At 33.8% G+C, this 26,840-nt stretch carries 24 protein-coding genes; 14 read left to right on the forward strand and 10 right to left on the reverse strand.

What is annotated here, in order from left to right; genetic code table 11:
* Window positions 1-5 precede the first annotated feature (5 nt).
* Window positions 6-815, reverse strand: a complete 810-nt coding sequence (locus B5X55_RS03810; RefSeq protein ID WP_079511281.1) for a glycogen/starch synthase — start codon at window positions 813-815, stop codon at window positions 6-8.
* A gap of 102 nt (window positions 816-917) precedes the next feature.
* Between B5X55_RS03810 and panC the strand changes: the two genes are divergently transcribed.
* The 6 genes from panC to radA all read left to right on the forward strand — a co-directional run bounded on the left by panC (window position 918) and on the right by radA (window position 5,915).
* Window positions 918-1,763, forward strand: a complete 846-nt coding sequence (gene panC, locus B5X55_RS03815; protein WP_079511282.1) for a pantoate--beta-alanine ligase — start codon at window positions 918-920, stop codon at window positions 1,761-1,763.
* A 13-nt stretch (window positions 1,764-1,776) separates the two neighbouring features.
* The gene (gene panD, locus B5X55_RS03820) at window positions 1,777-2,127 is read left to right on the forward strand and encodes an aspartate 1-decarboxylase (RefSeq protein ID WP_079511283.1); all 351 of its coding nucleotides are present in this window, start codon (window positions 1,777-1,779) and stop codon (window positions 2,125-2,127) included.
* A 2-nt stretch (window positions 2,128-2,129) separates the two neighbouring features.
* Window positions 2,130-3,095, forward strand: coding sequence for a lysylphosphatidylglycerol synthase transmembrane domain-containing protein (locus B5X55_RS03825; protein WP_079511284.1), 966 nt, complete (start codon window positions 2,130-2,132; stop codon window positions 3,093-3,095).
* A 27-nt stretch (window positions 3,096-3,122) separates the two neighbouring features.
* Window positions 3,123-4,265: an alpha/beta hydrolase gene (locus B5X55_RS03830; RefSeq protein ID WP_079511285.1), complete on the forward strand. Its 1,143-nt coding sequence runs from the start codon at window positions 3,123-3,125 to the stop codon at window positions 4,263-4,265.
* Window positions 4,266-4,309: 44 nt separating this feature from the next.
* Window positions 4,310-4,480, forward strand: a complete 171-nt coding sequence (locus B5X55_RS18755; RefSeq protein ID WP_159447518.1) for a hypothetical protein — start codon at window positions 4,310-4,312, stop codon at window positions 4,478-4,480.
* A 73-nt stretch (window positions 4,481-4,553) separates the two neighbouring features.
* Entirely contained in the window at window positions 4,554-5,915 is a 1,362-nt protein-coding gene (radA, locus tag B5X55_RS03835; RefSeq protein WP_079511286.1) for a DNA repair protein RadA, read from the forward strand.
* A 105-nt stretch (window positions 5,916-6,020) separates the two neighbouring features.
* Here radA and B5X55_RS03840 read toward each other — a convergent pair whose 3' ends face one another.
* Window positions 6,021-7,061, reverse strand: a complete 1,041-nt coding sequence (locus tag B5X55_RS03840) for an aldo/keto reductase (protein ID WP_079511287.1) — start codon at window positions 7,059-7,061, stop codon at window positions 6,021-6,023.
* A 71-nt stretch (window positions 7,062-7,132) separates the two neighbouring features.
* Window positions 7,133-7,897 carry an exodeoxyribonuclease III gene (locus B5X55_RS03845; protein WP_079511288.1) on the reverse strand — a complete coding sequence of 255 codons (765 nt, stop codon included), beginning with the start codon at window positions 7,895-7,897 and terminating at the stop codon, window positions 7,133-7,135.
* A 126-nt stretch (window positions 7,898-8,023) separates the two neighbouring features.
* Here B5X55_RS03845 and B5X55_RS03850 point away from each other — a divergent pair, with 126 nt between their 5' ends.
* A complete protein-coding gene (locus B5X55_RS03850) occupies window positions 8,024-8,545 on the forward strand; it encodes a DUF3575 domain-containing protein (RefSeq protein ID WP_079511289.1) in 522 nt (173 codons plus the stop codon).
* A gap of 27 nt (window positions 8,546-8,572) precedes the next feature.
* Window positions 8,573-10,660, forward strand: coding sequence for a TonB-dependent receptor domain-containing protein (locus tag B5X55_RS03855; RefSeq protein ID WP_079511290.1), 2,088 nt, complete (start codon window positions 8,573-8,575; stop codon window positions 10,658-10,660).
* A gap of 1 nt (window position 10,661) precedes the next feature.
* Here B5X55_RS03855 and B5X55_RS03860 read toward each other — a convergent pair whose 3' ends face one another.
* Entirely contained in the window at window positions 10,662-12,206 is a 1,545-nt protein-coding gene (locus B5X55_RS03860; protein WP_079511291.1) for a glycine--tRNA ligase, read from the reverse strand.
* A gap of 37 nt (window positions 12,207-12,243) precedes the next feature.
* Window positions 12,244-13,143 carry a DUF8428 domain-containing protein gene (locus B5X55_RS03865; protein WP_079511292.1) on the reverse strand — a complete coding sequence of 300 codons (900 nt, stop codon included), beginning with the start codon at window positions 13,141-13,143 and terminating at the stop codon, window positions 12,244-12,246.
* A gap of 38 nt (window positions 13,144-13,181) precedes the next feature.
* Between B5X55_RS03865 and B5X55_RS03870 the strand changes: the two genes are divergently transcribed.
* Window positions 13,182-13,892 (forward strand): ComF family protein, encoded by a 711-nt coding sequence (locus B5X55_RS03870; protein WP_234999658.1) that lies wholly within the window; start codon window positions 13,182-13,184, stop codon window positions 13,890-13,892.
* 45 nt (window positions 13,893-13,937) lie between these two features.
* Window positions 13,938-15,554 (forward strand): Ig-like domain-containing domain, encoded by a 1,617-nt coding sequence (locus B5X55_RS03875; protein WP_079511293.1) that lies wholly within the window; start codon window positions 13,938-13,940, stop codon window positions 15,552-15,554.
* Here B5X55_RS03875 and B5X55_RS03880 read toward each other — a convergent pair.
* A complete protein-coding gene (locus B5X55_RS03880; RefSeq protein WP_079511294.1) occupies window positions 15,538-16,323 on the reverse strand; it encodes an amidohydrolase in 786 nt (261 codons plus the stop codon). The two genes, B5X55_RS03875 and B5X55_RS03880, sit on opposite strands and share 17 nt — an antisense overlap.
* 8 nt (window positions 16,324-16,331) lie before the next feature.
* Window positions 16,332-16,796, reverse strand: coding sequence for an ankyrin repeat domain-containing protein (locus B5X55_RS03885; RefSeq protein WP_079511295.1), 465 nt, complete (start codon window positions 16,794-16,796; stop codon window positions 16,332-16,334).
* 137 nt (window positions 16,797-16,933) lie between these two features.
* Here B5X55_RS03885 and B5X55_RS03890 point away from each other — a divergent pair, with 137 nt between their 5' ends.
* The 3 genes from B5X55_RS03890 to B5X55_RS03900 all read left to right on the forward strand — a co-directional run bounded on the left by B5X55_RS03890 (window position 16,934) and on the right by B5X55_RS03900 (window position 20,921).
* Window positions 16,934-19,891 carry a PAS domain-containing sensor histidine kinase gene (locus tag B5X55_RS03890; protein ID WP_079511296.1) on the forward strand — a complete coding sequence of 986 codons (2,958 nt, stop codon included), beginning with the start codon at window positions 16,934-16,936 and terminating at the stop codon, window positions 19,889-19,891.
* A gap of 13 nt (window positions 19,892-19,904) precedes the next feature.
* Window positions 19,905-20,312 carry a response regulator gene (locus tag B5X55_RS03895; protein ID WP_079511297.1) on the forward strand — a complete coding sequence of 136 codons (408 nt, stop codon included), beginning with the start codon at window positions 19,905-19,907 and terminating at the stop codon, window positions 20,310-20,312.
* A gap of 201 nt (window positions 20,313-20,513) precedes the next feature.
* Entirely contained in the window at window positions 20,514-20,921 is a 408-nt protein-coding gene (locus B5X55_RS03900) for a response regulator (protein WP_079511298.1), read from the forward strand.
* Window positions 20,922-20,923: 2 nt separating this feature from the next.
* Here B5X55_RS03900 and B5X55_RS03905 read toward each other — a convergent pair whose 3' ends face one another.
* Window positions 20,924-22,246: a DUF5689 domain-containing protein gene (locus B5X55_RS03905; protein WP_234999659.1), complete on the reverse strand. Its 1,323-nt coding sequence runs from the start codon at window positions 22,244-22,246 to the stop codon at window positions 20,924-20,926.
* A gap of 64 nt (window positions 22,247-22,310) precedes the next feature.
* Window positions 22,311-25,052, reverse strand: coding sequence for a TonB-dependent receptor domain-containing protein (locus B5X55_RS03910; RefSeq protein ID WP_079511300.1), 2,742 nt, complete (start codon window positions 25,050-25,052; stop codon window positions 22,311-22,313).
* A 105-nt stretch (window positions 25,053-25,157) separates the two neighbouring features.
* On the opposite strand from B5X55_RS03910, the gene B5X55_RS03915 reads away from it, so the two are divergent.
* Window positions 25,158-26,201 carry an endonuclease/exonuclease/phosphatase family protein gene (locus B5X55_RS03915; RefSeq protein WP_079511301.1) on the forward strand — a complete coding sequence of 348 codons (1,044 nt, stop codon included), beginning with the start codon at window positions 25,158-25,160 and terminating at the stop codon, window positions 26,199-26,201.
* A 26-nt stretch (window positions 26,202-26,227) separates the two neighbouring features.
* On the opposite strand, the gene B5X55_RS03920 is transcribed toward B5X55_RS03915, so the two are convergent.
* A complete protein-coding gene (locus B5X55_RS03920; RefSeq protein ID WP_079511302.1) occupies window positions 26,228-26,824 on the reverse strand; it encodes a 3-keto-disaccharide hydrolase in 597 nt (198 codons plus the stop codon).
* Between the last annotated feature and the right edge of the window lie 16 nt (window positions 26,825-26,840).

Raw genomic sequence — 26,840 nt, forward strand, 5'->3', positions numbered from 1 at the left:
TCAGATTATTTTAAAACTTCTGTGTTATAAAAATTAGCATATGCCTCTTCAAATTCTTGAACGGGTACATATGGTAACACTGGTTTTTCTTGGTTGGAAATATGGTTTTCTAATTCTTCTGGAATGTCTTCCGACGCTAAAATAATAGCATCTGAATAATCTACAGCTATCTTTAACAAATTATTATAGGTAGGTTCTGCTAAAGAAGCAATCGCCTCTTCTGGAATACCATCAAAAGCTATTTTTTTAATCATATCCTTATCTAGCGCACCTTCGAAAGTTCTACCATAAACAGACAATACAATTTTACTATCAGCGAAAAGTGGTTCATCAGCATAATATTTTTTCAAATACAATGGTAACAAACTAGCCATCCATCCATGAACATGAATAATGTCAGGAGACCAATTCAATTTTTTCACAGTTTCCATAACACCCTTTGCAAAGAAAATTGCGCGTTGGTCATTATCTGGAAAAAGATTTCCTTGCTTATCGGTAAATGTTGCTTTACGCTTAAAGTACTCTTCGTTATCTATAAAGTAAACCTGTATTCTTTCTTTTGGGATAGATGCTACTTTAATGATTAATGGCATATCCATATCATTAATTACCAAATTCATTCCGGAAAGCCGAATTACTTCATGTAATTGATGCCTTCTTTCATTGATGTTCCCATATCTTGGCATGAATATCCTTATTTGACCACCATTGCTGTTGACCATTCTAGGCGCTTCATAAGACATTAAAGAAACTTCGTTTTCGGGTAAGTAAGGAACTAATTCAGAAGATACAAACAATATCTTTTTACCATTCATAAAGGTTATATTTTATTTTTCACTGGAACGTAAGTGCAAAATTACAAAAAATATAGAGATTAGCAGTAATTATAGTAAGTTTGCTCGCTAATGAACTTTTCAATGCTGTTAGTTAAGACCGTAAATGAACTTAAAGACGAACTAAATAAAATCGATGACTCAACTAACCTTGGTATGGTACCGACCATGGGAGCTCTGCATCAAGGGCATATGTCTCTTCTTAAAAAAGCCCTGACAGAAAATCAAAATGTAGTAGTCAGCATATTTGTAAACCCTACCCAGTTTAATAATACTGAGGATCTTGAAAAATATCCAAAGACTTTAGTTGATGATGTTGATTTAATATCTTCTATTTCAAAGAACATAATTGTCTTTGCACCTTCAATCGCTGAAATTTATCAGGACAGAGTTAAATCCAAAATTTATGACTTTGCTGGTCTTGATAAAGTCATGGAAGGGGAGTTCAGAGATAATCACTTTAATGGGGTCGGAACTATTGTTGAAGCACTTTTTAGTCTTGTTAAACCAAAAAGAGCCTATTTCGGCGAAAAAGATTTTCAACAATTACGTATTATCCAAAAGCTCGTAGAGCTACAGAAAATACCTGTTGAGGTTATTGGCTGCGAAATAGTACGTGAAAATCATGGCCTAGCCATGAGCTCTAGAAATGAAAGGTTGAGCCCAACAATACGACAAAATGCTGCATTCATTTACGAAACCTTGAAAACTGCCAAACATAAATTTGGCATGGAAAGTGTATTAAATGTTAAAGATTGGGTAGCAAAGCAATTTAAGAACAGTACCGATTTTAAACTAGAATATTTTGAAATTACTGACGTTGAAACTTTGACTCCAGCAAAGAATAAAAATATTAAAATAAAATATAGGGCCTTTATTGCTGTTTATGTAGAAGGTGTAAGACTTATAGATAACATTGCCCTTAATTAATTAATTTTGCATTATGCAAGTAGAAGTAGTAAAATCAAAAATACATCGAGTAAAAGTTACCGGCGCAGACCTTAATTACGTAGGAAGCATCACTATTGACGAAGATCTTATGGATGCCGCAAACTTTATTCGTGGTGAAAAAGTACAGATTGTAAACAATAATAATGGAGAACGTCTTGAAACTTATATTATTCCTGGTCCAAGAAAAAGTGGTGAAATCACTTTAAATGGCGCGGCGGCAAGAAAGGTTTCGGTAGGTGATGTGCTTATTTTAATTTCGTATACTTGGATGGATATTGAAGAAGCAAAAAAATTCAATCCGTCATTGGTTTTTCCAAATGAAGAAAATAACTTATTGACTTAATCTTGACGAATACGCTAAAAAAAAATCTTAAAATTATACTCCCAATAGCATTGGGAGTTTTTTTAGTTTGGTATTCTTATAATTCGACCACACCTGAAAATAGAAAAGAAATAATTTTTTATATTAAGGAAGCGGATCCTCTTTACGTTTTCCTTTCTGTTCTTTTAGGTGTTCTAGGTCATATCTCTAGAGCAGTTCGATGGAATTACCTTTTAGAACCTTTAGGCTACAAACCTCGTATCAGCAATAATATCTTAATAATTTTAACTTCGTATTTTGCAAATCTTGGCATACCAAGAACAGGTGAAGTTTTGAGAGCTACTGCACTTACCAGCTATGAAAATGTACCCTTTGAAAAAGGATTTGGAACTATAGTTACCGAAAGGGTCATAGATGTAATAATGTTGCTTTCAATTGTTCTTTTAGCATTTTTACTACAGACAGATGTTATTATGAACATGCTACAAGAACGTGGCTTTAATTTAAACGGCCTTCTCCTACTTGCTGGCACAGGAATTATATTCTTCATTTTATTCGTTGCTCTGATTAAAAAATCTAAAAATGCATTTGCTCAGAAAATCAAAACCTTTGTAAAGGGATTACTTGATGGTGTATTCAGTATTTTTAAAATGAAGCATAAGTGGCTTTTTATTTTTCATACTTTGTTTATTTGGGGATGCTATATAGGCATGCTATGGATTATAAAATTTACAGTACCCGAAACTATTTCTCTTACCCTAAGTCAATTGCTCGTAGCCTTTGTAGCAGGCGCTTTTGCCATGGCAACCACGAATGGAGGCATAGGTCTTTACCCCATCGCAGTTAGTAGTGCTTTAACAATTTTCGGCATCAGTGCCGTCTCTGGTGATGCCTTCGGATGGATAATTTGGATTGCCCAAACATTAATGATAGTAGTTTTTGGTGCAATATCTTTTATTTTATTACCGTTATTGAACAGAATCAAATAGTTTCCGTACTATTTACAATTACCATATATGCGTTTTGTAGCCCTAATATTCGCACTTTTATTTGGCGTAATATCTTATTCTCAAACAACTCAAGAAATTTTTGAGTCTTTTAAACTTCAAGAAAGACGAGACGTACATTACTATTTTCCTGAGAATATGGATGAGGACAAAAAATATCCTCTTATTATAGTTCTTGATGGAGAATATCTTTTTGAACAAGTTGTTGCCTCCTCAAAATTCTATAGTCGTTTTCATGGCATGCCTCAAAGCATCGTCGTTGGTATAGATCAAAGCAAGAATGATTTAAGATTTGAAGATTGTGCATTTGATGCTGAAAGCGGTTTACCTTCTGAAAAAGGTAAAAGCTTTTATGAGTTTATAGGCATGGAACTTATTCCATATTTAGACTTAAACTATAGCACTGCTCCTTTCAAAATGATTGTGGGTTACGACATCACAGCTAACTTCATGAATTACTGGTTATTTAAGGATAATTCAATTTTTGATGCTTATATAAGTATTTCGCCTACTCTCGCTCCAGAAATGGAAACTAGAGTGCCAATGAGACTTAATACTTTTGAAAATCAAATATTCTATCAGGTTATAGTAGAAGGTGAGCAAAACAAGGTTACTCAACGAATAGCAGCTATGGACCAAGGTATTAAAGCTTTGGAAAAAGAATCGTTACATTACTATTACGATGAATATAAAAATGCCGACCACATTTCAGTAGCTACATATGGCATAGGCAAAGCATTTGATAATATTTTCGGCATGTTTAAACCTATTAGTCCTAAAGAATATAAAACACAGATACTTACTAGCGAAGAACCGGTTTTTAATTATTTAGAAAGTAAATACCAAGGTATTGTTGACATATTCGGTTTTAGCAAGCCTGTAGAACTGAATGATATCATGGCGATATACGCAGCTTCAAGAAAAAAAGAAGATTTTGAATCATTAAAACCGCTTTCTGATCTTTGCAAAAAAGAATATCCTGAAACTATGCTCGGCTTTTATTTTGAAGCCGAATATTATGAACAATTAGGAGAACCTAAAAAAGCGCTTAAAACATTTGAAAAAGCTTTTCAAATGGAAGAAATAGATTTTTTAACTAAAGAAATGGCCCTTGAAAAAATGGATGCATTAAAAGCCGATTTCGGATTTTAATATATTTAAACAGCTAGTTCCCAAATTAGCCCAACCTACTTATTATGATAAAAATTAACGCAATGTATTTCGTGTTTTCCGGAGTACTGTTTACCTATTTCGGATTGAAAGGAGATTTTATTATTCCCTACAGTGGTATTGCCCTATTTATGGCCTGGGCATCCTTTTTCTTAGCATTTAGCGCTCATAAAAAAGAAAGCTCACAAGATAATTAACGCTTAATTACTAAGCGACATCCGCTCATTTCAAACTTCTTGTTACCTTTAGCTCTTTCAGTAAAAGCTAAAGATGGCCAAAACAAAAACTGCATTTTTTTGTCAAAATTGTGGAACACAATATGCTAAATGGGTAGGACAGTGCTCTGCCTGTAAACAATGGAATACCGTTGTTGAAGAAGTTGTACAAAAAGAGGAAAAGGTAAATTGGAAATTACCTTCGCAAACTTCAAAAAGAGTCTCAACACCACTTTTGGTAAATGAGATTAGCATTGAAAAAGAAGTTCGCCTAAATACCTTCGACCTTGAATTCAATAGGGTTTTAGGTGGCGGATTAGTGCCTGGCGCTTTAGTTTTATTAGGCGGAGAACCTGGTGTGGGAAAAAGCACCCTTTTACTTCAGATTGCCTTAAAACTTCCTTATAAAACTTTATACGTTTCTGGAGAGGAAAGTCAGAAGCAGATTAAGATGCGGGCCGATAGAATTCACCCAAATAGTGAAACCTGCCTTATTCTAACAGAGACAAAGACACAAAATATCTTTAAGCAGATTGAGGCCACGGAGCCAGACATTGTAGTTATCGATTCAATTCAGACCCTACATTCAGATTATATCGAATCTGCTGCAGGTAGTATTTCACAAATACGTGAGTGCACTGCTGAACTTATAAAATTTGCCAAAGAAACCAATACACCCGTAATTCTCATTGGTCATATTACTAAAGATGGCTCTATTGCAGGACCAAAAATTTTGGAGCACATGGTCGATACCGTTTTACAGTTTGAAGGTGACCGTAATTATGTGTATCGCATTCTAAGATCATTAAAAAATAGATTTGGCTCTACAGCAGAACTTGGTATTTATGAAATGCAAGGCAGTGGCTTAAGAGAAGTCAATAACCCATCAGAAGTACTGATTTCTAAAAATGATGATGGGTTAAGTGGTACGGCAATTGCCTCTACCGTTGAGGGTATGCGCCCACTACTTATTGAGATTCAAGCACTGGTTAGTACTGCGGTATATGGCACACCTCAACGTTCCACTACAGGCTACAATGCCAAACGTTTAAATATGCTATTGGCTGTTTTAGAAAAACGTGCTGGTTTTAAATTAGGTGCAAAAGATGTTTTCTTAAATATTACCGGTGGAATATCTGTTGATGACCCAGCTATTGATTTAGCTGTTATAGCTGCCATACTATCGAGTAATGAAGACATACCAATTGATAAAGGAATTTGTTTTGCCGCAGAAGTTGGCTTGGCTGGTGAAATTAGACCAGTTCAACGTGTAGAGCAACGTATATTAGAAGCAGAAAAATTAGGCTACACCACAATTATAGTGTCCAAAAACAATAAAATAGGTCTCAAATCAACAAAGATAAAAATTCTATTGGCCTCTAAAATTGAAGAAGTTGCCCGCAACCTATTCGGTTAACGCTTATCCCGCATTATCCTTGCAAATACCATAATAACTATTACTACGGCTAGTATAACTACTATTTGCCAAAAACCAACCTTTAAAAAAACAAGACTTTCCATATTACGGTGCAGGATTAGGTATTAAATTATGAATCGCCTCAATTTTTTGAAGTATATCATCAGACAAGTCAACATCTATACTTCCAATATTCTCTTCTAGTTGACGCATTGTGGTTGCTCCAATAATCGTGCTTGTCACAAAGGATCTTGAATTTACAAAAGCTAACGCCATCTGAGCCAAGGTAAGACCATTTGCTTGCGCCAACTCATAATATTTTTTTGTTGCCTCTACTGCAGTAGTACCAATATACCTACTATAATTAGGAAAAAGAGCTAAACGTGAACCTTCTGGCATACGATTACCCAAATATTTACCACTTAAGGCACCAAATCCTAATGGAGAATATGCCAACAAGCCAACTTGCTCCCTAGCTGATATTTCGGCCATACCAACTTCAAACAATCTATTTAAAAGACTATAAGGGTTCTGTACGGTTATAGTTCTGGGCAGTGTTCCATGAACTTTGCTTTCCTCTAGAAAACGCATCATACCCCATGGGGTTTCATTAGACACACCCACATGTCTTATTTTACCCTCTCGAATTAAATCTCGCAATGTTTCTAAAACCTGATGAATATTATCTTCCCAATGATCTGTTATATCATGTGTAAAACCTCGTTGTCCGAAATAATTGGTACTACGATCTGGCCAATGCAATTGGTACAAATCTATATAATCAGTTTGTAATCTCTCCAAACTACCTTCAACAGCTTCAATAATTGATTCGCGTGTAAAACCTGTTGTACGAATGAATTTAGACATCTCTGCCTTTCCTGCTATTTTCGATGCAAGAACCAGGTCTTCCCTATTTCCATTCTTCTTGATCCAACTACCTATAATTTTTTCTGTGGCTGCGTATCTATCTTTATGAGCAGGTATTGGATATAACTCTGCCGTATCTAAGAAATTTATACCCTTATCCACTGCAAAATTAATTTGTTCATGACCTTCGGCTTCCGTATTCTGATTGCCCCAAGTCATTGTGCCCAAACATAATTTACTTACTTCAATATCGGTATGTGGTAAATTAGTATAAATCATTAAATTTTGATTTTTTCATAATTAAAACGCAAAACTACTAAATATATTGAGGGCACCTGTAACTCATACGCCTAACTATCTATCTCTATCAATATAGGGCAATGATCACTATGCTTAGCACCAGATAAAATTACCGAACGAGATAATCGATTTTTTAAAGACTTTGCGACCATCCCATAATCTAACCGCCACCCTTTATTATTATTCCTGGCATTAGCCCTATAACTCCACCATGTATAATTATCTGGTTCAGAATTGAATTCTCTAAAACTGTCTATAAAACCACTATCGATAAAATCTCCAATCCATTCACGTTCTACAGGTAAAAATCCTGATACATTCTTTAAACCAACCGGGTTATGAATATCTATTGCTTCATGACAAATATTATAATCTCCAAGGATAATAAGGTTCGGATTGGTTTTGCGCAATTCATTTGTATATTCTTTAAAATCTGCCATATACATCAGTTTATGGTCTAGTCGCTGAATATTTGTACCTGAAGGCAAATACATGCTCATGATTGATACATCTCCAAAATCTGCTCTAATATTTCTACCCTCAAAATCCATATATTCAATACCAGTACCAAATACTACAGTATCAGGTTTAGTTTTAGAAAGTATTGCAACGCCACTATACCCCTTCTTTTGAGCACTAAACCAATAATTATATTTGTATCCAGCTTCTTCAAATAAAGTAAGATCCAATTGATCCTCGTTAGCTTTTATTTCTTGTAGACAAACAACGTCTGGTGATACCGTAGCCAGCCAGTCTAAAAACCCTTTTTTTACAGCTGCTCTGATTCCATTAACATTGTAGGAAATAATTTTCATCCTTTGTTTTTAGGTTAAAAATAGAAAAGTGTAATAGATTATGTGGGCATACAAACTATTAATATCCAAATTTCATAGCTTTGGAACATTATTTGTATTGCTAGTACCATTACTAAAAATATTTTCATGAACAAGATTGTACTTTCGGTTCTATTATTTACATTTTCAACATATTCATTTGCGCAAGCCTATCACAATAACTTAAATAGCCATGAGATAAAATTCAATATTGGTCAGTTTTTGGTCACCACCGCTGTAGAAGGATCTTATGAATACTATTTAAATGAGGATACTAGTATAGGGGGATCCATTTATTTTAATGGTGATGCAACTAATTACAATGGAAACTTTGGAATTGGCCCTAATTTTAGAGCTTATTTCGGCTATGAGCCTCGTAGTGGTTTCTTTGCCGAGGTATTTGGGCTGTACTATACTGGTGAGAACGATGAAGTTTCACAAGAATTGGGTAGCAGAAATTATGATTACTCAACAACCGCTATTGGTTTAGGTGCGGGTTCAAAATGGACTACTAGAAGCCAGCGATTTATCATTGAGATAAATGGTGGACTAGGAAGAAATATTAATCCTGAAGATTTTCAAAATGACTTTATGTTTAGGACTGGCCTTTCTATAGGTTTTCGTTTTTAATAAGTATTTTTGAGGTTTTAATTCCCTATGAAAAAATCTATTTTATTCATTCTTTTATTTGTAATCGCTTTCAGTGTAAGGGCGCAAATTAAATCTGTAAAGGATAGTGTCACCATTTTAGATGAAGTTATTTTAATTGACACACTTACCGCAAAAAACGCGATAGGTATTATTCCATCACAAATAATTGGAGCAAATGTTTTTAAAAATTATAGCCCTGTTGATTTCATAAGCTCAATCAATCAAATTTCTGGAGTATATGCATTATCTGGCGCCCTGAATACCAATAGAATTACCATTCGAGGGGTAGGTTCAAGAACAGCATTTGGCACCGACAAACTTAGACTTTACTATAATAACATACCCGTAACAAATGGAACGGGATTTTCTACTATTGAAGCTTATGATTTAGAAAACTTAACCTCAGTGGAAATCATTAAAGGTCCCAAGGGAACTGGCTTCGGTACAAATTTAGGCGGTTCTATAATTTTAAACACCAAACAACTGAGCAGCCAACCTACAAAACTTACTAATAGTTCTACCCTTGGCTCTTATGGTTTATTTAAAAATAGTTTAGGATTTACGCATTCGCAAGATGATTTTTATATGACCTTACAATACGGACATATGGAAATTGATGGATACCGCGAAAACAATAGATTTGAACGTGACGGATTTCTTTTAAACTCAATTTTTAAGCTATCCGAAAAAAGCGAGTTAGGTCTTTTAGTAAACCATATTGACTACTCAGCTCAAATAGCTAGCTCAATTAGTCAAGCAGATTTTGATGAAGACCCAACACAAGCTGCATTCACATGGAAAGCATCACAGGGTTACGAAGACAATAACTATAGCCTTATTGGCCTATCACACACCTATAAAGCTAGCACAAAACTAAAAAATACTACAAGTTTATTCTACACGTATTTAGACCATTATGAACCTCGCCCTTTTAATATTTTAGATGAATATACAAACGGATATGGTCTACGAACCTTGTTTTCTGGGAATTTAAATATTTCTGAAAACTTACTTTCTTATACCTTCGGGGGCGAATTATATAAAGATGAATATGCATGGGGAACCTTTCAAAATCTTTATGAAGAAAATAATGGTAACGGTAGTTTACAAGGTGATAGATTATCTAAAAACAAAGAATTTCGAAGCCAAGTTAATAGTTTCGCTACCATCTCATACCCCTTTACAACAAAACTTACTGCGCAGTTGGGCTTAAACGTTAATAAAACACAATATGACTTTAGAGACTTGTTTAATTCAGGAGGAACGAACACTAGCGCAAATAGAAACTTTAAAGCACTTTTCTTACCTAGTTTAGATGTCAACTATTCAATTACAGCAACAAGTCAATTGTATGCGAATATTAGTCGTGGTTTTTCAAATCCTAGTTTGGAAGAAACCTTAACTCCCGATGGAATTATAAATCCTGATATAGTTCAGGAAACAGGTACTAATTATGAACTCGGTATTGAACATAAAAGCAAAGATGATAGAATGAAACTAGATATTGCTTTCTATTTAATGCCTATAAAGAATCTACTTGTTGCGAAAAGGGTTGGTGATGACCAGTATATTGGTCGTAATGCCGGTAAGACAAAACATCAAGGCATTGATTTAGATTGGAATTACAAATTCAATATTTCAAGTAAAATAATACTTACCCCATTTATAAGCTACACATTTAACAATCATTCTTTTGTTGAATTTATTGATGAAGAAGCAAATGAAGATTATAGTGGAAATTCATTAACTGGTGTTCCTAAACATAAATTAAATACCGGAGTACAGACTACATTCGGTAACGGCCTATATGCAAATATTATACATCAATTTATAGATGAGATTCCGTTGACAGATGGCAACACTCTTTATAGTAAATCGTTTAATTTACTCAACGTAAAATTAGGGTACAAGAAACAGATTTTAGAGAAACTATTACTCGGATTAGATTTTGGTATCAACAATTTAACAGATACCAAGTACGCACAATCCGTGTTGATAAATGCTAGTAGCTTTGGGGGGAATGCCCCAAGGTATTTCTACCCTGGGAACAATATAAATTATTATGGAAGTTTAAAACTAAGCTATACGCTTTAGCTTATTCCATTTTTTTCAACCAAGTCTTCATGTCAACAGCTGCATGTATAATGCCGTTTAAAGCTGAAATCGCTACACGCTCTTGCTCCATCGAATCTCTATGTCTAATGGTTACTGTTTGATCCTCTAAAGTTTGATGATCTACGGTAATGCAAAATGGTGTGCCATTAGCATCTTGTCTCCTATAACGCCTACCGACAGCATCTTTTTCATCGTAAGTAACGTTAAAATCCCATTTAAGATCATCTACGATGCTTTGCGCCACTTCTGGCAAACCATCTTTCTTAAGCAATGGTAAAATGGCTGCTTTAACAGGAGCTAAAACCGCTGGCAACTTAAGAACAGTTCTGGTGGTATTATTTTCCAATTCTTCTTCCTTAAGAGAATTTGAGAACACCGCTAAAAACATTCTATCTAAACCTATTGAAGTTTCAAGTACGTATGGCACATAATTTCTATTCACTTCATGATCGAAGTATTGAAGTTTCTTTCCTGAAAATTTCTCGTGACTACTTAAGTCAAAATCGGTACGGGAATGTATTCCTTCCAATTCTTTAAATCCAAAAGGAAAACGAAATTCTATATCTGCAGCTGCATCAGCATAATGTGCTAATTTCTCATGGTCATGAAAACGGTAATTATCTTGCCCTAAGCCTAAAGATAAATGCCATTTCATTCTCTTCTCTTTCCAAATCTCATACCATTCTTTTTGCGTGCCAGGCTGTATAAAGAATTGCATTTCCATTTGCTCAAATTCACGCATTCTAAAAATAAATTGTCTAGCAACAATTTCATTTCTAAAAGCCTTACCGGTCTGTGCAATTCCGAAAGGAATCTTCATTCGGCCAGATTTTTGAACATTTAAAAAGTTAACAAAAATACCTTGAGCTGTTTCTGGCCTAAGAAATAAGTCCATCGCACTTTCTGCATTGGCGCCCAACTTAGTACCGAACATAAGGTTGAATTGCCTTACATCGGTCCAGTTTTTAGATCCAGACATAGGGCAGGCTATATCCAATTCCTCAATAAGGGCTTTAACATCTGCCAAATCTTCATTTTGCAATGATTTACCCAATCTAGTTAAAATGATTTTCCCTTGTTCTTGATAATCAACTACTCGTTGATTCGTTTCTAAGAATGTCTTTTTATTAAAAGCATCACCAAAACGTTTTTGAGCTTTGCTAACCTCTTTTTCAATTTTAGCGTCTATTTTGGCTACATAATCTTCGACCAAAACATCAGCTCTATATCTTTTTTTAGAATCCTTATTATCTATTAATGGATCATTGAATGCATCAATATGACCAGAGGCTTGCCAAGTAGTTGGATGCATAAAAATCGCTGCATCTAACCCAACAATATTGTCATTGAGTTGTACCATGGCTTTCCACCAATATTCGCGAATATTCTTTTTTAGCTCAACACCATTCTGACCATAGTCATACACAGCACTTAAACCATCGTAAATTTCACTTGATTGAAATACGTAACCATATTCCTTTGCGTGAGATATTACACGCTTAAAATCATCTTCTTGCTTTGCCATGCGGCAAAAATAGAATATTAGCCCAAAAAAAGAATGATTATTTCAATTGAAATTCTGAAGAAGTAATCAATCGTTCATCTTCAAAGACATTTAAGGTATAGTTACCCTCCATTAATGAACCTTCTGGTATGGTAATAGACTCGCATACATACGTATCTATACCTGTGAAAACGAATTCTACTCTTTTGCTATATACATTTCCGTTTACGGTAATGGTATTCGCATTGTCTTCTATAATTTGTTTGTTAGGATCTAAAAACTGTAAATAAATAATTTTATCATTATTTGCCTCGCTTTCATCGGCCAAAATAGTGACACATCCTCTTAATTTTTCAATAATAGAAGCCTTATTGGTCTTTGTAGGCCTTGTGTTTCTAATAAGTCTAAAACCACTGCCTTCTGCATTGGCCATCTTTAGATAGCTCTTCGTTTTTAATTTTTGGTTTAATTCAAGAATCTTTCTTCTTTGTAGTGCTTCTGCCTCAGCCAAAGAATTTGAGTTAGCTCTCAATTGCTCTATTTGCTTACGCGATTCATCGTATTTATCGGTGAGAAGCATATTGTTATATCGTAGAAAGTTATTTTTTAATAGTAAACTATCATTCTTAGATTCTAATCTGCGAAGTTCTGTTTTAAATTCTCTCAGTTTTTGAACAGTAAAATTTAATCGTCCTACTGAATCTAAAAGTTCTTGAACCCTGTATTTAGAATCTTGAAGTTCAATTTCATTCATTTCGCTTTTGGCAGACAAACGATCTACGTCAGCCTTCATGATGGTAAGATCCTTTATCAAAATCGCTTTCTCATCTTCTAAGAAACTTATTTGAGCATTTGATTGAGCGTAACTATAGTAGAATGCAATCAATAATGCTATAATAACCGCTACAAATGCTGCGAGTATTATTTTATAATTGAATTTGTTATCTTGACTGTCCATTTAATAGGTGGGCTGTAGGTTAATTTAATCTGTAAGATTTGATACAAAACAGAATTTCAAATATACTAAAGGATGTTACCAACGTACTGTTGCCCATATCATGTTTTGGATGTAATGCACGATTATATAGAGGAGAGGTCTTTCTTTGTACATCTTGCCGACATCAATTACCTCTCACCGAGTATAACTTTAACGAAGAAAATGCCGTTGACCGTATTTTTTATGGTCGAATTAACATTAAAAAGGCAAATTCATTCTTATTCTTTACCGAAATTGGAATAGTAAAAAATTTGATTCACTTTTTAAAATACAAGAATCAAGAAAGTATTGGACAATTTTTGGGTGATTGGCAGGGACAGATTTTAAAAGAACAAGGCCATTTAACAGACATTGATTTTGTAATTCCTGTTCCATTACATAGAAAAAAATTGAGACAACGCGGCTATAACCAAGTTGCACTCTTTGCTAAACAAATTGCTTTACACATTAATGCCAGTTATGCCGATGATATACTTATAAAAACAGCTAATACTAAAACACAGACCAAAAAGAATAGATTAAGCAGGTGGCATGATAACCGGTCTCTGTATGAAATTAATAATAAACAAATACTTAAAAACAAAAACATTTTATTGGTTGATGATGTTATTACTACCGGTGCTACGATGGAGATTTGTGCTAATACCTTCAAAGACATTGAAGGTATAACCATTTATATGTCGAGTATGGCAGTTGTACCAAAGGCTTAGTTTTCTATAAAATATGTTGTTTCTTTGTGATTGATAATCGCACTTATGAGTAGAAAAATTCTTGGATTTATATTTGTTTTTATCATTGTATTAGTCTCATACCAATGTGCGCAACGAGGCACACCTACTGGAGGACCTAAAGATATTGCACCTCCAGAATTAATAAGGGCAGAACCACCCAATATGTCTATTAATTTTAAGGAACAAAAAATTAGACTTTATTTTAATGAGTTGGTAAAATTGAAAGACATTCAAAAACAACTTATTATATCTCCTCCTTTAAAGTATACACCGATTCTTTCCCCGCAGGGCAACGCTAATAAATATGTTGAAATTACGATTAAGGATACCTTAGCCGATAATACTACGTATACTTTAAATTTTGGACAAGGTATTGTAGATAACAATGAAGAAAATCCGCTTCCATTTTTTACCTACGTGTTTTCCACTGGTGATTATATTGACTCTTTAGAACTAACAGGGGTAATAAAAGATGCATTTAATAAAAAAGTCGATGAATTTGTAAGTGTAATGCTTTATAAAATAGACTCAAGCTACACCGATTCTACCCTTTATAAAAAACCACCTAATTATATCACTAATACTCTTGACAGTTCGGTAATATTTAAGCTTAAAAATTTAAAAGAAGGTAAATATGCATTATTTGCCCTTAAAGATAATGCTGGCAATAATTTATTTGATCAGAAGACAGATAAAATTGGCTTTGTAGAAGACACCATAAATTTACCTACAGATTCTATATACTTATTAAATCTTTTTAAAGAGATTCCTGATTATGGTGTTGCTGTTCCTAGTATGGGGGCAAGTAATAAAATTAGTTTTGGATATTATGGCGACGGTTCAGCAATAAATATTGAAACGATTACCAAATTACCCGATACCGTAAAATCAATAATCACCAAAGAAAGGGAAAAAGACACCTTAAATTTCTGGTTTACTCCATATGCAATGGATTCTATCCTTTTTGCTATTACCAATGATAATTTAAAGGTTTCTGACACCTTTAATGTAAAAAGCCGCAAAGTTGCTTTTGATTCTTTACGATTATCATTAAACCAACAGGGCAATATTGAATTTGATAAACCAATTAATATTTTAGTTAATACGCCATTGGTTAGTTTTGATTCTACTAAAATTAAACTTACTGACAAGGATACGTTACTGGTAGCCAATAATTTAAAGTTAGACACTCTCGAAAATCAGTTAAATTTTGATTTTAAAATTCTGCCTAATCAAAGCTATAAAATTGAACTTTTACCCGGAGCGATTACAGATTTTTTTGATAATACCAATGATACCGTAGTATATAATCTAAGAACAAAAAGCGTTGCAGATTATGGTAATCTTAGTTTAGAACTAAATGGCAATAATATTAAATACCCTATAATTGTTCAACTTACCAATGAAAAGGGTGACCTACAAAGGGAAATTTATGCAAACCAACCGCAAACCTACGCGTTCAATAATTTAAACCCTGGCAAGTATATGGCTAGAGTCATATTTGATTCCAATAAAAATAGAAAATGGGATACCGGTAATTTTTTAAAGAAAATACAACCAGAAAAGATAAGTTATTACCCGAGCTTAATAGAGTTGCGAGCCAATTGGGAAAAAATAGAAACCTTTAATCTAATAAATTGAATTGATCTCGGTCTTCTAAAAATGTAAGTTTATTACGCAGCTTTTCAATCTCATTTTTAGTAATCTCAACAATTAATATTTCTTCTTTTTTAGAGAGAGCCATTTCATTACCGAGCGGAGAGTATATACTTGTGTGACCTGGATATTCATGCCCTTCGTTATCCTCTCCAATTCTATTGACTCCAATACAAAATACCATATTTTCAATGGCACGTGCTTTCAATAAAGCATTCCAAGCATTTATTCTTGGCGCTGGCCAATTAGCTGAATAAAGTAAAATGTCAATATTCTCGGTATTTCTACTCCAAACAGGAAACCGTAGATCATAACATATCAAGGGACAAAAATTAAATCCTTTATAAGCTACCACCAATCTTTGTTTACCAGATTGATATTTTTTATGTTCCCCTGCCAACGTAAACGTATGTCTCTTATCATATGTATAGGTTTCGCCATCAGGTTTTACAAAAAAAAGTCGATTAAAATAGGTCTCTTTTTCATTATAAACTATACTACCAATAATTGCACAGTCTTTTAGAGTAGCTATCTCTTTCATCCAACTTAAAGTTAGGGAACCTTCTTCACTTGCTATATTTTGTGGTGACATAGTAAAACCAGTAGTAAACATTTCTGGCAAAACAATAACATCAATATCTTCTTCAATTTGTTCAATTTTATCACTGAACATTGCTCTATTGGCATTTGGGTTTTCCCAATGTAGAATGGATTGAACGAGAGCTATTTTTAAAGTATTATTCTCATTTTTCATAAAACAACTTATTCAAGTAAATCAATGAAAGCATTTAAACCTTGGGTTTTGGCATGATCTAAAGCTGAATTACCTCTATTATCTTTAATGGTTTTATCCGCGCCATTAGCTATCAATAATTTAGCAATCTCAAAACGATTAAACTGAGCGGCATAAATAAGGCATGTTGCACCCATTGCATTTCTCTCATTTAATTGAGCTTTTTTCTCAATTAAAAGTTTAGCTATATCGGTAAACCCTTTGAAACAAACACCCATTAGGGCCGTATTTCCCGAAGCATCAACAGCGTCTATTTTAGCTCCTTTATCTAACAACAAAGTTGCTATCTCCATTTCATCATAATACGTAGCCAGAATCAATGGTGTAGACCCCCGAGCATCTTTACTATTAATTAGTACCGGGTTCTTTTCTAACATAGGTTTAACCTCGTTTAAATTACCCTCTCTAATTGCTTTAAAAAAGAATTCGTTCATAGCTGTAAATTATTATTAAACCTCATGAATCTGTAAAATCACATGCAAGAATTTAAGTTGAAGTATTTTCTTACTTACTAACTATTTTTTCCTACTTTATTAGAAATATGTACCTTTAAATTATAAACAGAACCAGATTGAAAACATTAGCCACTGATTTTCTCTTAAAAGAGTCACCCAATGCAATTGCTATCGTGGACACTAAGTTAAACTTTATTAACTACTCAAACCAATGGCAAAGCGATTTTACGCCAAACAAAACAGATATAATTGGTAAGCCTCTTTTTGATGGCATTTCAGAAATGCCAATTTTATTCAATTATGCAATTAAAGTAGGATTAACTGGTAAAGAAAACATAAATGCTGGGCAAAAATTCATTTTACCAAGCGGAAAAGTACAATGGCTTAAATGGAAGATTTCTCCAATTAGAAACGATATTAATATTTTAGAAGGATTAGTTATTTACTTAGAAGATATTACCGCTGATAAAAGAGAGCTCGAACTACTACAAAAGGCGGAAACTGTAGCAAGAATAGGAGGTTGGGAGGTTGACCTTCAAAAAAATTCGCTTTATTGGACCAAAACAACCAAGGACATACACGAGGTACCAGAAGATTTTGTGACGGATTTAGCACAGGGTATCAATTTCTATAAAGAAGGATTTGACAGAGATAAAATAGCCAAATTGGTCAGTGCTGCAATTGAAAAAGGTAAACCTTGGGACACCGAATTAATCATTATTACACAAAAAGGCAATGAAGTATGGGTAAGGGCAATAGGTGAGCCTGAGATGCTTGACAATAAGGTGATTCGAATTATTGGTACTTTTCAAGATATTGATGAAAGAAAAAAAATTGAACTAGCACATGAGGAAATTACGGAACGCTTAAAAATTGCTACACAAACTGCCCATATTGGTATTTGGGAGTATCATATTCAGAAAAATGAATTGGTTTGGGATGATAAAATGTATAATGTCTTTGGAGTGGCCAAAGATCAATTTTCAGGAGTATTTGAAGCCTGGGAATCTACCCTTCATCCAGAGGATAAAGAGAGGGCCTTAGCAGCAACCAGCAAAGCTATCTCTGGAGAAAAAGATTTTGATGAGGAGTTTAGGATAATATTACAGGATGGAAGTGTAAAACATATTAAAGGTATTTCAAAAACCATTAAAGATATTAATGGCACAGCTATTAAAATGACCGGTGCCAACTGGGATGTTACAGAACTTAAAAGAACACAGTTAAAATTAGAGAGAAACGAAGAATCCTTTATTAAGACCTTTGATAATTCCATAATTGGCATGGCAATGGTAGGCTTTGATGGAAAATTCATCAAGGTCAATAAAAGTCTTGCCAATAGTTTAGGGTATAGTGCCAATGAATTAACAGAATTAACATTTCAAGACCTTACCCACCCAGAAGATTTAGCAAAAAACGTAAGTCTATTGCAAAAGGTCTTAGATCATGAACTTGAGAGCTACCAAATAGAGAAAAGGTATGTTCACAAAAATGGAAGTCTTGTCTATGTGGTACTTACTACAACAATGGTAAAAGATTTGGATGGCAACCCTTCTTATATGATTTCTCAGGTTCAGGATATCACGTCTAAAAAGGAAGCTGAACATAATTTTAAGGAAACGTCTGAACGACTCAATGTGGCTACCCGTGTTGCCAATATAGGCATATGGGAATATCACATTGCAAATAACACGGTTCAATGTAATGATAACATGTATGACATATATGGCATTCCCAAAGGCACCGCTGACCTTCTTGATGAATGGTTGAAGCATATTCTCCCGGAAGACGTAGAAAAAGTCACAACTGCTTTGCAAAGAACCATCAATAATCATGCTCCTCTCAACATAAAGTTCAGAGGCATTAAACCCAATGGGAAAATAATTCATTTAGTAGTGATTGGGGAAGCCCAAAGTGGAAATGATGGGAAAATAGAAAAAATAATTGGCTCCAATTTAGATATTACTGCTTTAAGAAGTACAGAGCTCCAATTAGAACGAAATATAGAGTCTTTTACAGAAACATTTGAAAATGCGGCCATAGGAATGGCACTAGTGAGTCCCCAACATGATTGGTTAAAAGTCAATAAAAGTTTATCAGATATTCTAGGATATTCAGAAGAAGATCTACTACAATCAAAAACCTTGGATATAACCCACCCAGATGATTTGGATAAAAGTACGAAAGTTCATGATAAAGCCTATAAGGGGGAAAAAGACACCTATCAATTAGAGAAAAGATATTTCCATAAAGATGGTCATTTGGTGCACGTACTTTTAGGGGTAACGGTCGTAAAAGACTTAGACGGAAATCCTATCCATTCCATAGCACAAATTCTAGATATAACAGATAGAATCGAATCTGAAAAAAAATTACAATCCTTGGTTGAAGTCACAAAAAGTCAAAATGATAGTCTAATGAACTTTGCCCATATCGTTTCTCATAATCTACGCTCACATTCAACTAACATGACAATGCTTACGAAATTTTTGTCACAAGAAGAAGATAAAAAAGAACTGAAAAATATTAATCGAATGATTTCTGATGCTGCTGAAAGTCTATCTGAAACCATAACGCATTTAAATGATGTTGTTCAAGTTAAAACAGGAGCTCTAGAGAATCTTCAAAGTACTAGCGTATTAAATACAATTGAGCATATTAAAAAGAGTATAGGCGGTTTATTAGAAGAGCATGACGCCATTATAAAAATTGATATTGAAAAATCACATTTTGTAAATGCTGTACCTGCATATTTAGAAAGTATATTTTTAAATATTCTAACCAATGCATTAAAATATAGTTCCCTAGACCGTACCCCTGTTATTGAAATAAAATCGAAGCTTAAAAAAGAAACTGTGCTAATTACATTTAAAGATAATGGACAAGGAATCGATTTAAAGCGGCATGGCAATAAAATATTTGGTATGTACAAAACATTCCATAAACATAAAGACGCGAAAGGCATCGGTTTATTCATCACAAAAAATCAAATAGAAGCTATGAGTGGAAGCATTAAAATAGAAAGTGTCATAGATGAAGGTACCACCATTTTTATAGAATTAAAACAAAGCTAAAGCCAAATATATTATGAAGAAGAATGTACAAGTATGTTGTATTATAGATGATGACCCCATTTTTATATACGGTACCAAAAGAATCATGAAAGAAGTTGATTTTGCAGAAAATATAATCGTTTACAATAACGGCCAAGAGGCAGTAGACGGCCTTAAAGAAATCATTAATGAGGGAGGCCTTCTGCCAGAAGTGATATTTTTAGATTTAAATATGCCTATTATGAACGGTTGGGAATTTTTAGATGAGTATGAAAATTGCCGTCACGAGATATCAAAAAAGACCATTATATATATTATTAGTTCTTCAGTAGACCCTAGAGATTTAGAGCGTGTTAAACACTATAATCAAGTTGACACGTATATTTTAAAACCCATTACACCGGATGATTTAGGCAAAATCATAAGCGCAACAACAGTATAATCTATACTGACATCTTGGTATTTTAGTTTTAATAAATATAAGCCTAACACCCTATAAATGTTATACTTATATTGTTTTTTGTTAATAAAAGTTATTGTAAATTATTCTCTTAATTACTTCAACACCTAACTAATTACTTATCTTCGCCCTTTATTATTTAGACTTTTTACAAACCTAAATCACAGAAAGATTTAATTAAGAATGAGCAAATTTCATAGCTGTTGCATCATTGATGATGACGAGTTTTTTTCTATAAGTAGTAAAAGAGTTTTAAAACATTTTGACTTTTCTGATAACATCTTGTATTACACAGGTGGTCAAGAAGCACTTGATGGTTTAATTGGTCTATTAGTAGAAAATATACCTTTACCCACTATAATTTTTCTTGATTTAAATATGCCTCGAAGAGATGGGTGGTCATTTCTAGAAGAGTTTCAAGACCTACCTGAAGATAAAATAGCACATGTTCAAATTTATATCACCAGTTCTTTCATAAGCCCAGAACTTATGAAAAAGGCAAAAAACTACAGCATGGTAAAAGATTATATCGTTAAACCCTTAACCGATAGTGCTGTTAAAAAAATAATTGATTCACAAGAATTAGAGTGATGCTATCTTACGCCAGGCGTAAAATCTAGAGGAGCATTTTGTGGTAGATTTACAGTACCATTATTACCCGTGTCATTATATATAATCCATTCACTTTCTGTGAAAACCGTGTTTCCTGATATGACCTCTATTTTTCTTTCTGCCTTGCCATCTTCAAATTCATGGTTTGTATTACTACCATCTTCCCCAATAACACCAAATATATCTATTACAGTACCGAAAGGGTCTATTAAAGCAATATTATCATCGCCATTAGAATCTGCTGGTGAATTTGTACCCACAGTAATTGTTGGTAAAAACCCATAGACCGTTTCAAATTCTAAAGCATTTGGCGAAATTACTATAAGTCCGTTGGCGTTTATACTATAGTCAGATAAGTCTATAGATGAGCTCACTTCTGTGCTTGAATTCGTATATCGCACCAAGGTCCAGCCATTTAATGATAAAGCTTCATTTGAAGAATTATATAATTCTAAAAATCGAGCTCCGGCATTATTATTTGGGTCAGCAATTTCAGAAATAAAAATAGAGTTAGATGTAAACTCATCTATTAACTCTTCACAGCGTACTTTATTAAAATCTAAATCATCTACCGTTCTAATAATTAATTGAAACTCATTTTTATCCATCGTTAAAACACCAGTAGCGGTTCCCATTTTATCAGGGATAATTTGCGCTTGAAAATCAGAATAGCCACTATTTAAAAGTATTAACTCATTATCATCACAATCAATTAAAGTTCTTTGTGTCTCTTCTTTTTCAACTGCAAAAGATTTACCTAATTCATCTTCTTTAAACTCAACATTAGCTATACGCACCAACGTATTAACCATACTTTCGTTTAACTCTAAAATAGAAACCGATTTTGGCAATATGTTTTCAACTGGGTCACAGGACACTAAAATATGATTAAAAATTACGCTGTTAGGTAACCTACCTACACTACGATTACCAAAAGAGGTAAATACACCTCCTATCTTAAATAAACCGTTCGATTGACCTAAATACAGACCTTTTAATTTTATAAAAACTGTCTGGCCAATATCAAAAAATAAATGGGAATCTCTTAATTCTAATTCTATTTGTAAGCCCTTTGTAGGATTACTCGATGCGTCTTGAAAATGAAGTATATTGAAAAAATTACCTGACTTATCAGAAGAAACAACATACCCTTTAACAACCCAATCTTCTTGAATCTGAACAGTCTCGCCAGCGTACAAATTTTTTAGTTCTGATATACTTAAGATACTGAAATCTTCATCAGAACAAACTAATTCAGGTTCATCAAAGTCTCTATTTTTTACACATGCGCTAAACACTAGCATAATGCTTAAAACATAAATTTTAAATAAAAAATTGTTTTTAAAAATCATCTTAATCACATCATATTTAGAAACTAAACGCCATATTTAAAAAATAGGTTCTACCGAAACCATACCAATACTTTGGTGCAAAAGATGGGTTACCGCTAAAATTATCTTGCTTCAATTGTCCATAATTACCATTTCTGCTTTGTTCATACCCACCAGTTCTAAAGGCTGTATCAAAGACATTGTTGACACTTGCAAAGACACTAAAATATTTCCCCTTCTTTAACCAAGACTTACCTCCAACTAGATTTAATAAATAGAAATTATCTAACCGATTTTGTTTTAAAAGCTTTTGAACATTTTCATCAGTAGCATCTGGAAATCTTTGTCCCGTTTCTGGATCTATTAAAAAACTTTTAGTTCTGGTTATTGTAGAAATGTTTGCATAATTATTGGCTAAGTAATTCGCGGTCATGCTTACCCACCAATATTTTGGATCCCTATATTCAATACCTACAGCAATTGCTTTTTGCGGCCCTTGAGCCAATTTATATCCTTTAATAGCAGATTGACCTAAAAACTTTGAACCAGAAACATCAATTAAATCTTCGGTCGCCCCTGCAGTATCAAAGTTAATTGTTACGAAAGGGTCGCTAGCATATAGATACTTTGCAACCGAAGTAACCAATGACAATTTTACCGCGCTTGACAGCTGATATTCAAAGCCTAGTTCAGTACCTAAATGCAATTTATCTAAATCGGTCAATACCTCTTGCACAAAATCTGAACCTATACCAGAATCAACGAAAAAGAAATTTACATCAGTGCCATCTTGAAAGCGGGTATAAAAACCTGTAAGCCTTCCTGTAAGTTTTGGCATTCTCAAAAAATAATTAGCATCTACACTTGTAATCTTTTCACTTTGCAGATTAGGCACAATAGCATTATTTTCCCTCGGATTTATAAAAACATTTTGAAGTACCGGAGCCCTATTAATATATGCTGCATTAGCAGTAACCCAGTGTCTTCCCGTTATATTATATGTGATTCCTGATTTAAATGACCAATTCGAAAATCGTATTCGTTCACTTTCACCGTATGAATTTTCTAAAAAGCGTTCATTCATAAACAATCCATTTCTTTGATAATTTACATAGCTGTATTTACCAGAAATAAATGCATTTACTTTATTATAGTTTAAATTTAGTTGGGCATACATGTCTGTCATATTCCCTTCAAAATCATATTTGTAATTAAAAATATCGCCTTTCTTTTTATTGACATCTCCATCGATATCGTTAAGCGTTTCAGAAAATGTATCGATATCTCGATGAAATTCAGCGCCTATCAAATCGTCGATTAGAGCATAATTTTTAGACATTAAATGTTTATAGGTTAGTCCAAAATCAACCCTTAAATGACTATTAATATCTATGTTAGTATTTACCCTAGCCGCAAGCTGATTATCTTTTGTCGTATCATCATACAAAACATATGCGGCTTTACCTTCTTGGCCTAAACTGGTATTAGCTTTAAATATATTGCTCCAATTCAACTGTGCGTTTTGAATAAAACCTTCTTCAGCCAAAACCGCACTTTCAAAATTTGCCCCAATTGGACTATTCAAATAAAAACTCGGTAAATATCTATAATAAGTAGGGTCAGGATTTGGAGCATTAAAATAACCCAACCTACTTCTTTTATAAATTCCGGTTTGGTAAGCCAAACCTGCATTTATTACTAATCCGTTAGATTCATGATTATAGTTCAATAAAAATAATGGTTCACGTATATTTCGCTCTCTAGAATTTCGAATCTTACCATTCTGAAAACCCCAATATGGATTGTATCTATTTCCTTGAATTTGAAATACTTCTTCGGTAATTGCAGAAGAACGACCTCTTCTGTTCGAAGCTACAATAGCAGTTGCAGATAGTGTATTTTGCTCATTTAGTAGATATTCAAAAGAGCCATATACAGAATATGAATCATATAAAGTGCCAGCGATATAACCTTCCTTAGCCCATCTTCTAGAAGCCGAAAGCATATAAGCATACTTTTCCTTTTTAACTCCAGAATTATAAGTTGCCATAAGCCTACCACTATATGTTCTGTTCGATAAAGATGATGATAGCCGAGTGCCAGGTCGTAACCCTGATGGTCGTAAATCTATATTTGTATTTCCTAGTATACCACCAAAAGTAAAATCGGAAGCACTTAACCCATTAGCGTATTGTTGATTTCTGATAACATCATTTAACCCGCCCCAGTTATTCCATTGTGGTCTACCGTCGTACATTTTGTTCATGGGTATACCATTTAGCTGCACCTCACCATATTGTGAATCATATCCTCTTACCCTAAAAAATGCTTGTCCGAAATCAAAAGCAGCCCTATTAAGAAAAATGTCTTTAGTAGACTGAAGCAACGCTAATGCATTAGAGTTAACTTCATCATCAAGCAGCTCATCATCAGTAATGTTTACCAGATTAATAATTTTCTCAAAAGTTATATCACGCTCTAAACGTATTGTTCCTAAGTCTAAATCAACACCATTAAGAAAAATAGGTATTCGCTTAATAACATAATCTGGTGCAGTAATATTTAAAATAAATTGTCCTTTCTTCGAAGTAGTAATGCTAAACTCTCCCATATCATTACTGCCAATTGAAAAGACGCTCCCCTCAACCATTACTTCTGCATTCGTAATTTTCTGCCTATTTGTTGTCTCTTCGACAACTCCTATAATAGTAGAAGTGGCCTGAGATTGTAGGGTGCAAATTTTAAACACTACTAATAAAAACAGTAAATGTTTTATCATTTAAAAACTCAACGTATTGTTACTAAGCCATTAAGATACATTTTTAAGAAATAATTAACGTGAAAATTCCGTATACTAGCTAATAATTAAGACACAATGCCCTCGATGAAGCTATATCTATTCTATTTTTTACTTTTTTCTCAAATGGGTTTAATTGCACAAGAGGCAGCCAGTTATCAAATCAGAACCGTTGCTTTTTACAATTTGGAAAATCTTTTTGACACGAAAAATGACACATTAATTTTTGACGATGACCGGACTCCAACAGGCAAAGATCACTGGACGGAAGAACGCTATATAGAAAAAATTGCTCAGATGTCTAAAGTGATTTCTGAAATTGGTTCTTCAGAAAACAAAACTGCTCCTGATATTATTGGTGTTTGTGAAGTTGAAAACTTAAGTGTCTTACAAGATTTGGTACACCATAGTAATCTATTACAGACCAATTATGGTATTATACATTTCGATTCGCCAGATGAACGTGGTATTGATGTAGCGCTGCTATATAAAAAGGATGCATTTATTCCCGTAAATTTTAATAGTCATCGGTTATTACTTTTCGATTTAGATGGAAAACGCAACTACACTAGAGATCAACTTATCGTTGAAGGATTATTGGACAACGAAAAAATATACTTTTTAGTAAATCATTGGCCATCTAGAAGTGGAGGTGAGGCCAGAAGCAGACCTTATAGGTTAGAGGCAGCTAAACTTAACAAACGCATTATAGACTCTGTAAGAAGGCAAGATATCTATGCCAAGATCATTAGCATGGGTGATTTTAATGATGACCCTGTTGACCCTAGTTTTAAAAAAATATTAAATGTACAGAAGAGCTATAAAAATCTAGATTCTCTTAGCCTCTATGGCCCTATGGAAAAGCTTTATAAAAAAGGAAAAGGTTCTTTGGCATATAGAGATAAATGGAATCTTTTTGACCAACTATATATGACCTCTACACTATTAGATAAAGAAAAACATACGTACAGTTATTGGAAAGCAGGTATTTTTACACCCAGCTATTTAATGGACCCAAAAGGAAAATATAAAGGCTATCCCTTACGCACCTATGCGGGAGGCAGCTATATTGGGGGATATAGCGACCATTTTCCCGTTTATCTTCATTTGATTAAAAAAGCAAAGCCCTAAGGCTCCTTAGGATTCAGCAATCCTAATTAATCCAATTCTTCTATTTGGATATTTTTCCACTTTACTTTTATACCACCACCAGAATGTATTTGTAATAAAATAGCTCCTTCTCCTTTACCAATAAGCCTATCCTTTAAAGAAACCATTTCGACACCATTTACCCAAGAGGTTACTACTTTGCCGTCCACTTTAATTTTCATATGGTTCCATTCACCAAACTTTAATGCCTTGTCTTTATCTAGTGTAGGTTTAATCAACCATTGTCTACCATAAGATTCGTAAATACCGCCGGTAAACGCGCCAGGAGGAGCAACCTCTACCTGCCAACCACTAACAGTCGTACCATCTACTGTTGACCTGATAAAAACTCCGCTATTACCGTCTGCTTCTTGTTTAAAATCTAGATCAAGAATGAAGTTTTTATAATGCTTGTCTGTACCCAAATATCCATACTCTGCATCAGGACCGCTTTCACAAATTAAAAGCCCATCTTCAACATACCACTTTTCAGTGCCATAAACAGACCAGCCTTCTAAGCTTTCACCATTAAACAATTCTTGTTTTTGAGCTAATAATGAGGCACTAAATAATAGCACCAATAATGTAGATGTAATTTTATTCATTGATTAATTTTAATTG

It is taken from the genome of Maribacter arcticus, assembly GCF_900167935.1.
Lineage (GTDB): Bacteria > Bacteroidota > Bacteroidia > Flavobacteriales > Flavobacteriaceae > Maribacter > Maribacter arcticus.

Coding starts and splice junctions, on each gene's coding strand:
- B5X55_RS03920 (WP_079511302.1), bottom strand. CDS start 26,824: ATGAATAAAATTACATCTACATTATTGGTGCTATTATTTAGTGCCTCA.
- B5X55_RS03880 (WP_079511294.1), bottom strand. CDS start 16,323: ATGAAAAATGAGAATAATACTTTAAAAATAGCTCTCGTTCAATCCATT.
- B5X55_RS03875 (WP_079511293.1), top strand. CDS start 13,938: ATGAGTAGAAAAATTCTTGGATTTATATTTGTTTTTATCATTGTATTA.
- B5X55_RS03840 (WP_079511287.1), bottom strand. CDS start 7,061: ATGATTTATACTAATTTACCACATACCGATATTGAAGTAAGTAAATTA.
- B5X55_RS03900 (WP_079511298.1), top strand. CDS start 20,514: ATGAGCAAATTTCATAGCTGTTGCATCATTGATGATGACGAGTTTTTT.
- B5X55_RS03810 (WP_079511281.1), bottom strand. CDS start 815: ATGAATGGTAAAAAGATATTGTTTGTATCTTCTGAATTAGTTCCTTAC.
- B5X55_RS03910 (WP_079511300.1), bottom strand. CDS start 25,052: ATGATAAAACATTTACTGTTTTTATTAGTAGTGTTTAAAATTTGCACC.
- B5X55_RS03895 (WP_079511297.1), top strand. CDS start 19,905: ATGAAGAAGAATGTACAAGTATGTTGTATTATAGATGATGACCCCATT.
- B5X55_RS03830 (WP_079511285.1), top strand. CDS start 3,123: ATGCGTTTTGTAGCCCTAATATTCGCACTTTTATTTGGCGTAATATCT.
- radA (WP_079511286.1), top strand. CDS start 4,554: ATGGCCAAAACAAAAACTGCATTTTTTTGTCAAAATTGTGGAACACAA.
- B5X55_RS03850 (WP_079511289.1), top strand. CDS start 8,024: ATGAACAAGATTGTACTTTCGGTTCTATTATTTACATTTTCAACATAT.
- B5X55_RS03905 (WP_234999659.1), bottom strand. CDS start 22,246: ATGCTAGTGTTTAGCGCATGTGTAAAAAATAGAGACTTTGATGAACCT.
- B5X55_RS18755 (WP_159447518.1), top strand. CDS start 4,310: ATGATAAAAATTAACGCAATGTATTTCGTGTTTTCCGGAGTACTGTTT.
- panC (WP_079511282.1), top strand. CDS start 918: ATGCTGTTAGTTAAGACCGTAAATGAACTTAAAGACGAACTAAATAAA.
- B5X55_RS03865 (WP_079511292.1), bottom strand. CDS start 13,143: ATGGACAGTCAAGATAACAAATTCAATTATAAAATAATACTCGCAGCA.
- B5X55_RS03915 (WP_079511301.1), top strand. CDS start 25,158: ATGAAGCTATATCTATTCTATTTTTTACTTTTTTCTCAAATGGGTTTA.
- B5X55_RS03855 (WP_079511290.1), top strand. CDS start 8,573: ATGAAAAAATCTATTTTATTCATTCTTTTATTTGTAATCGCTTTCAGT.
- B5X55_RS03845 (WP_079511288.1), bottom strand. CDS start 7,897: ATGAAAATTATTTCCTACAATGTTAATGGAATCAGAGCAGCTGTAAAA.
- panD (WP_079511283.1), top strand. CDS start 1,777: ATGCAAGTAGAAGTAGTAAAATCAAAAATACATCGAGTAAAAGTTACC.
- B5X55_RS03860 (WP_079511291.1), bottom strand. CDS start 12,206: ATGGCAAAGCAAGAAGATGATTTTAAGCGTGTAATATCTCACGCAAAG.
- B5X55_RS03885 (WP_079511295.1), bottom strand. CDS start 16,796: ATGAACGAATTCTTTTTTAAAGCAATTAGAGAGGGTAATTTAAACGAG.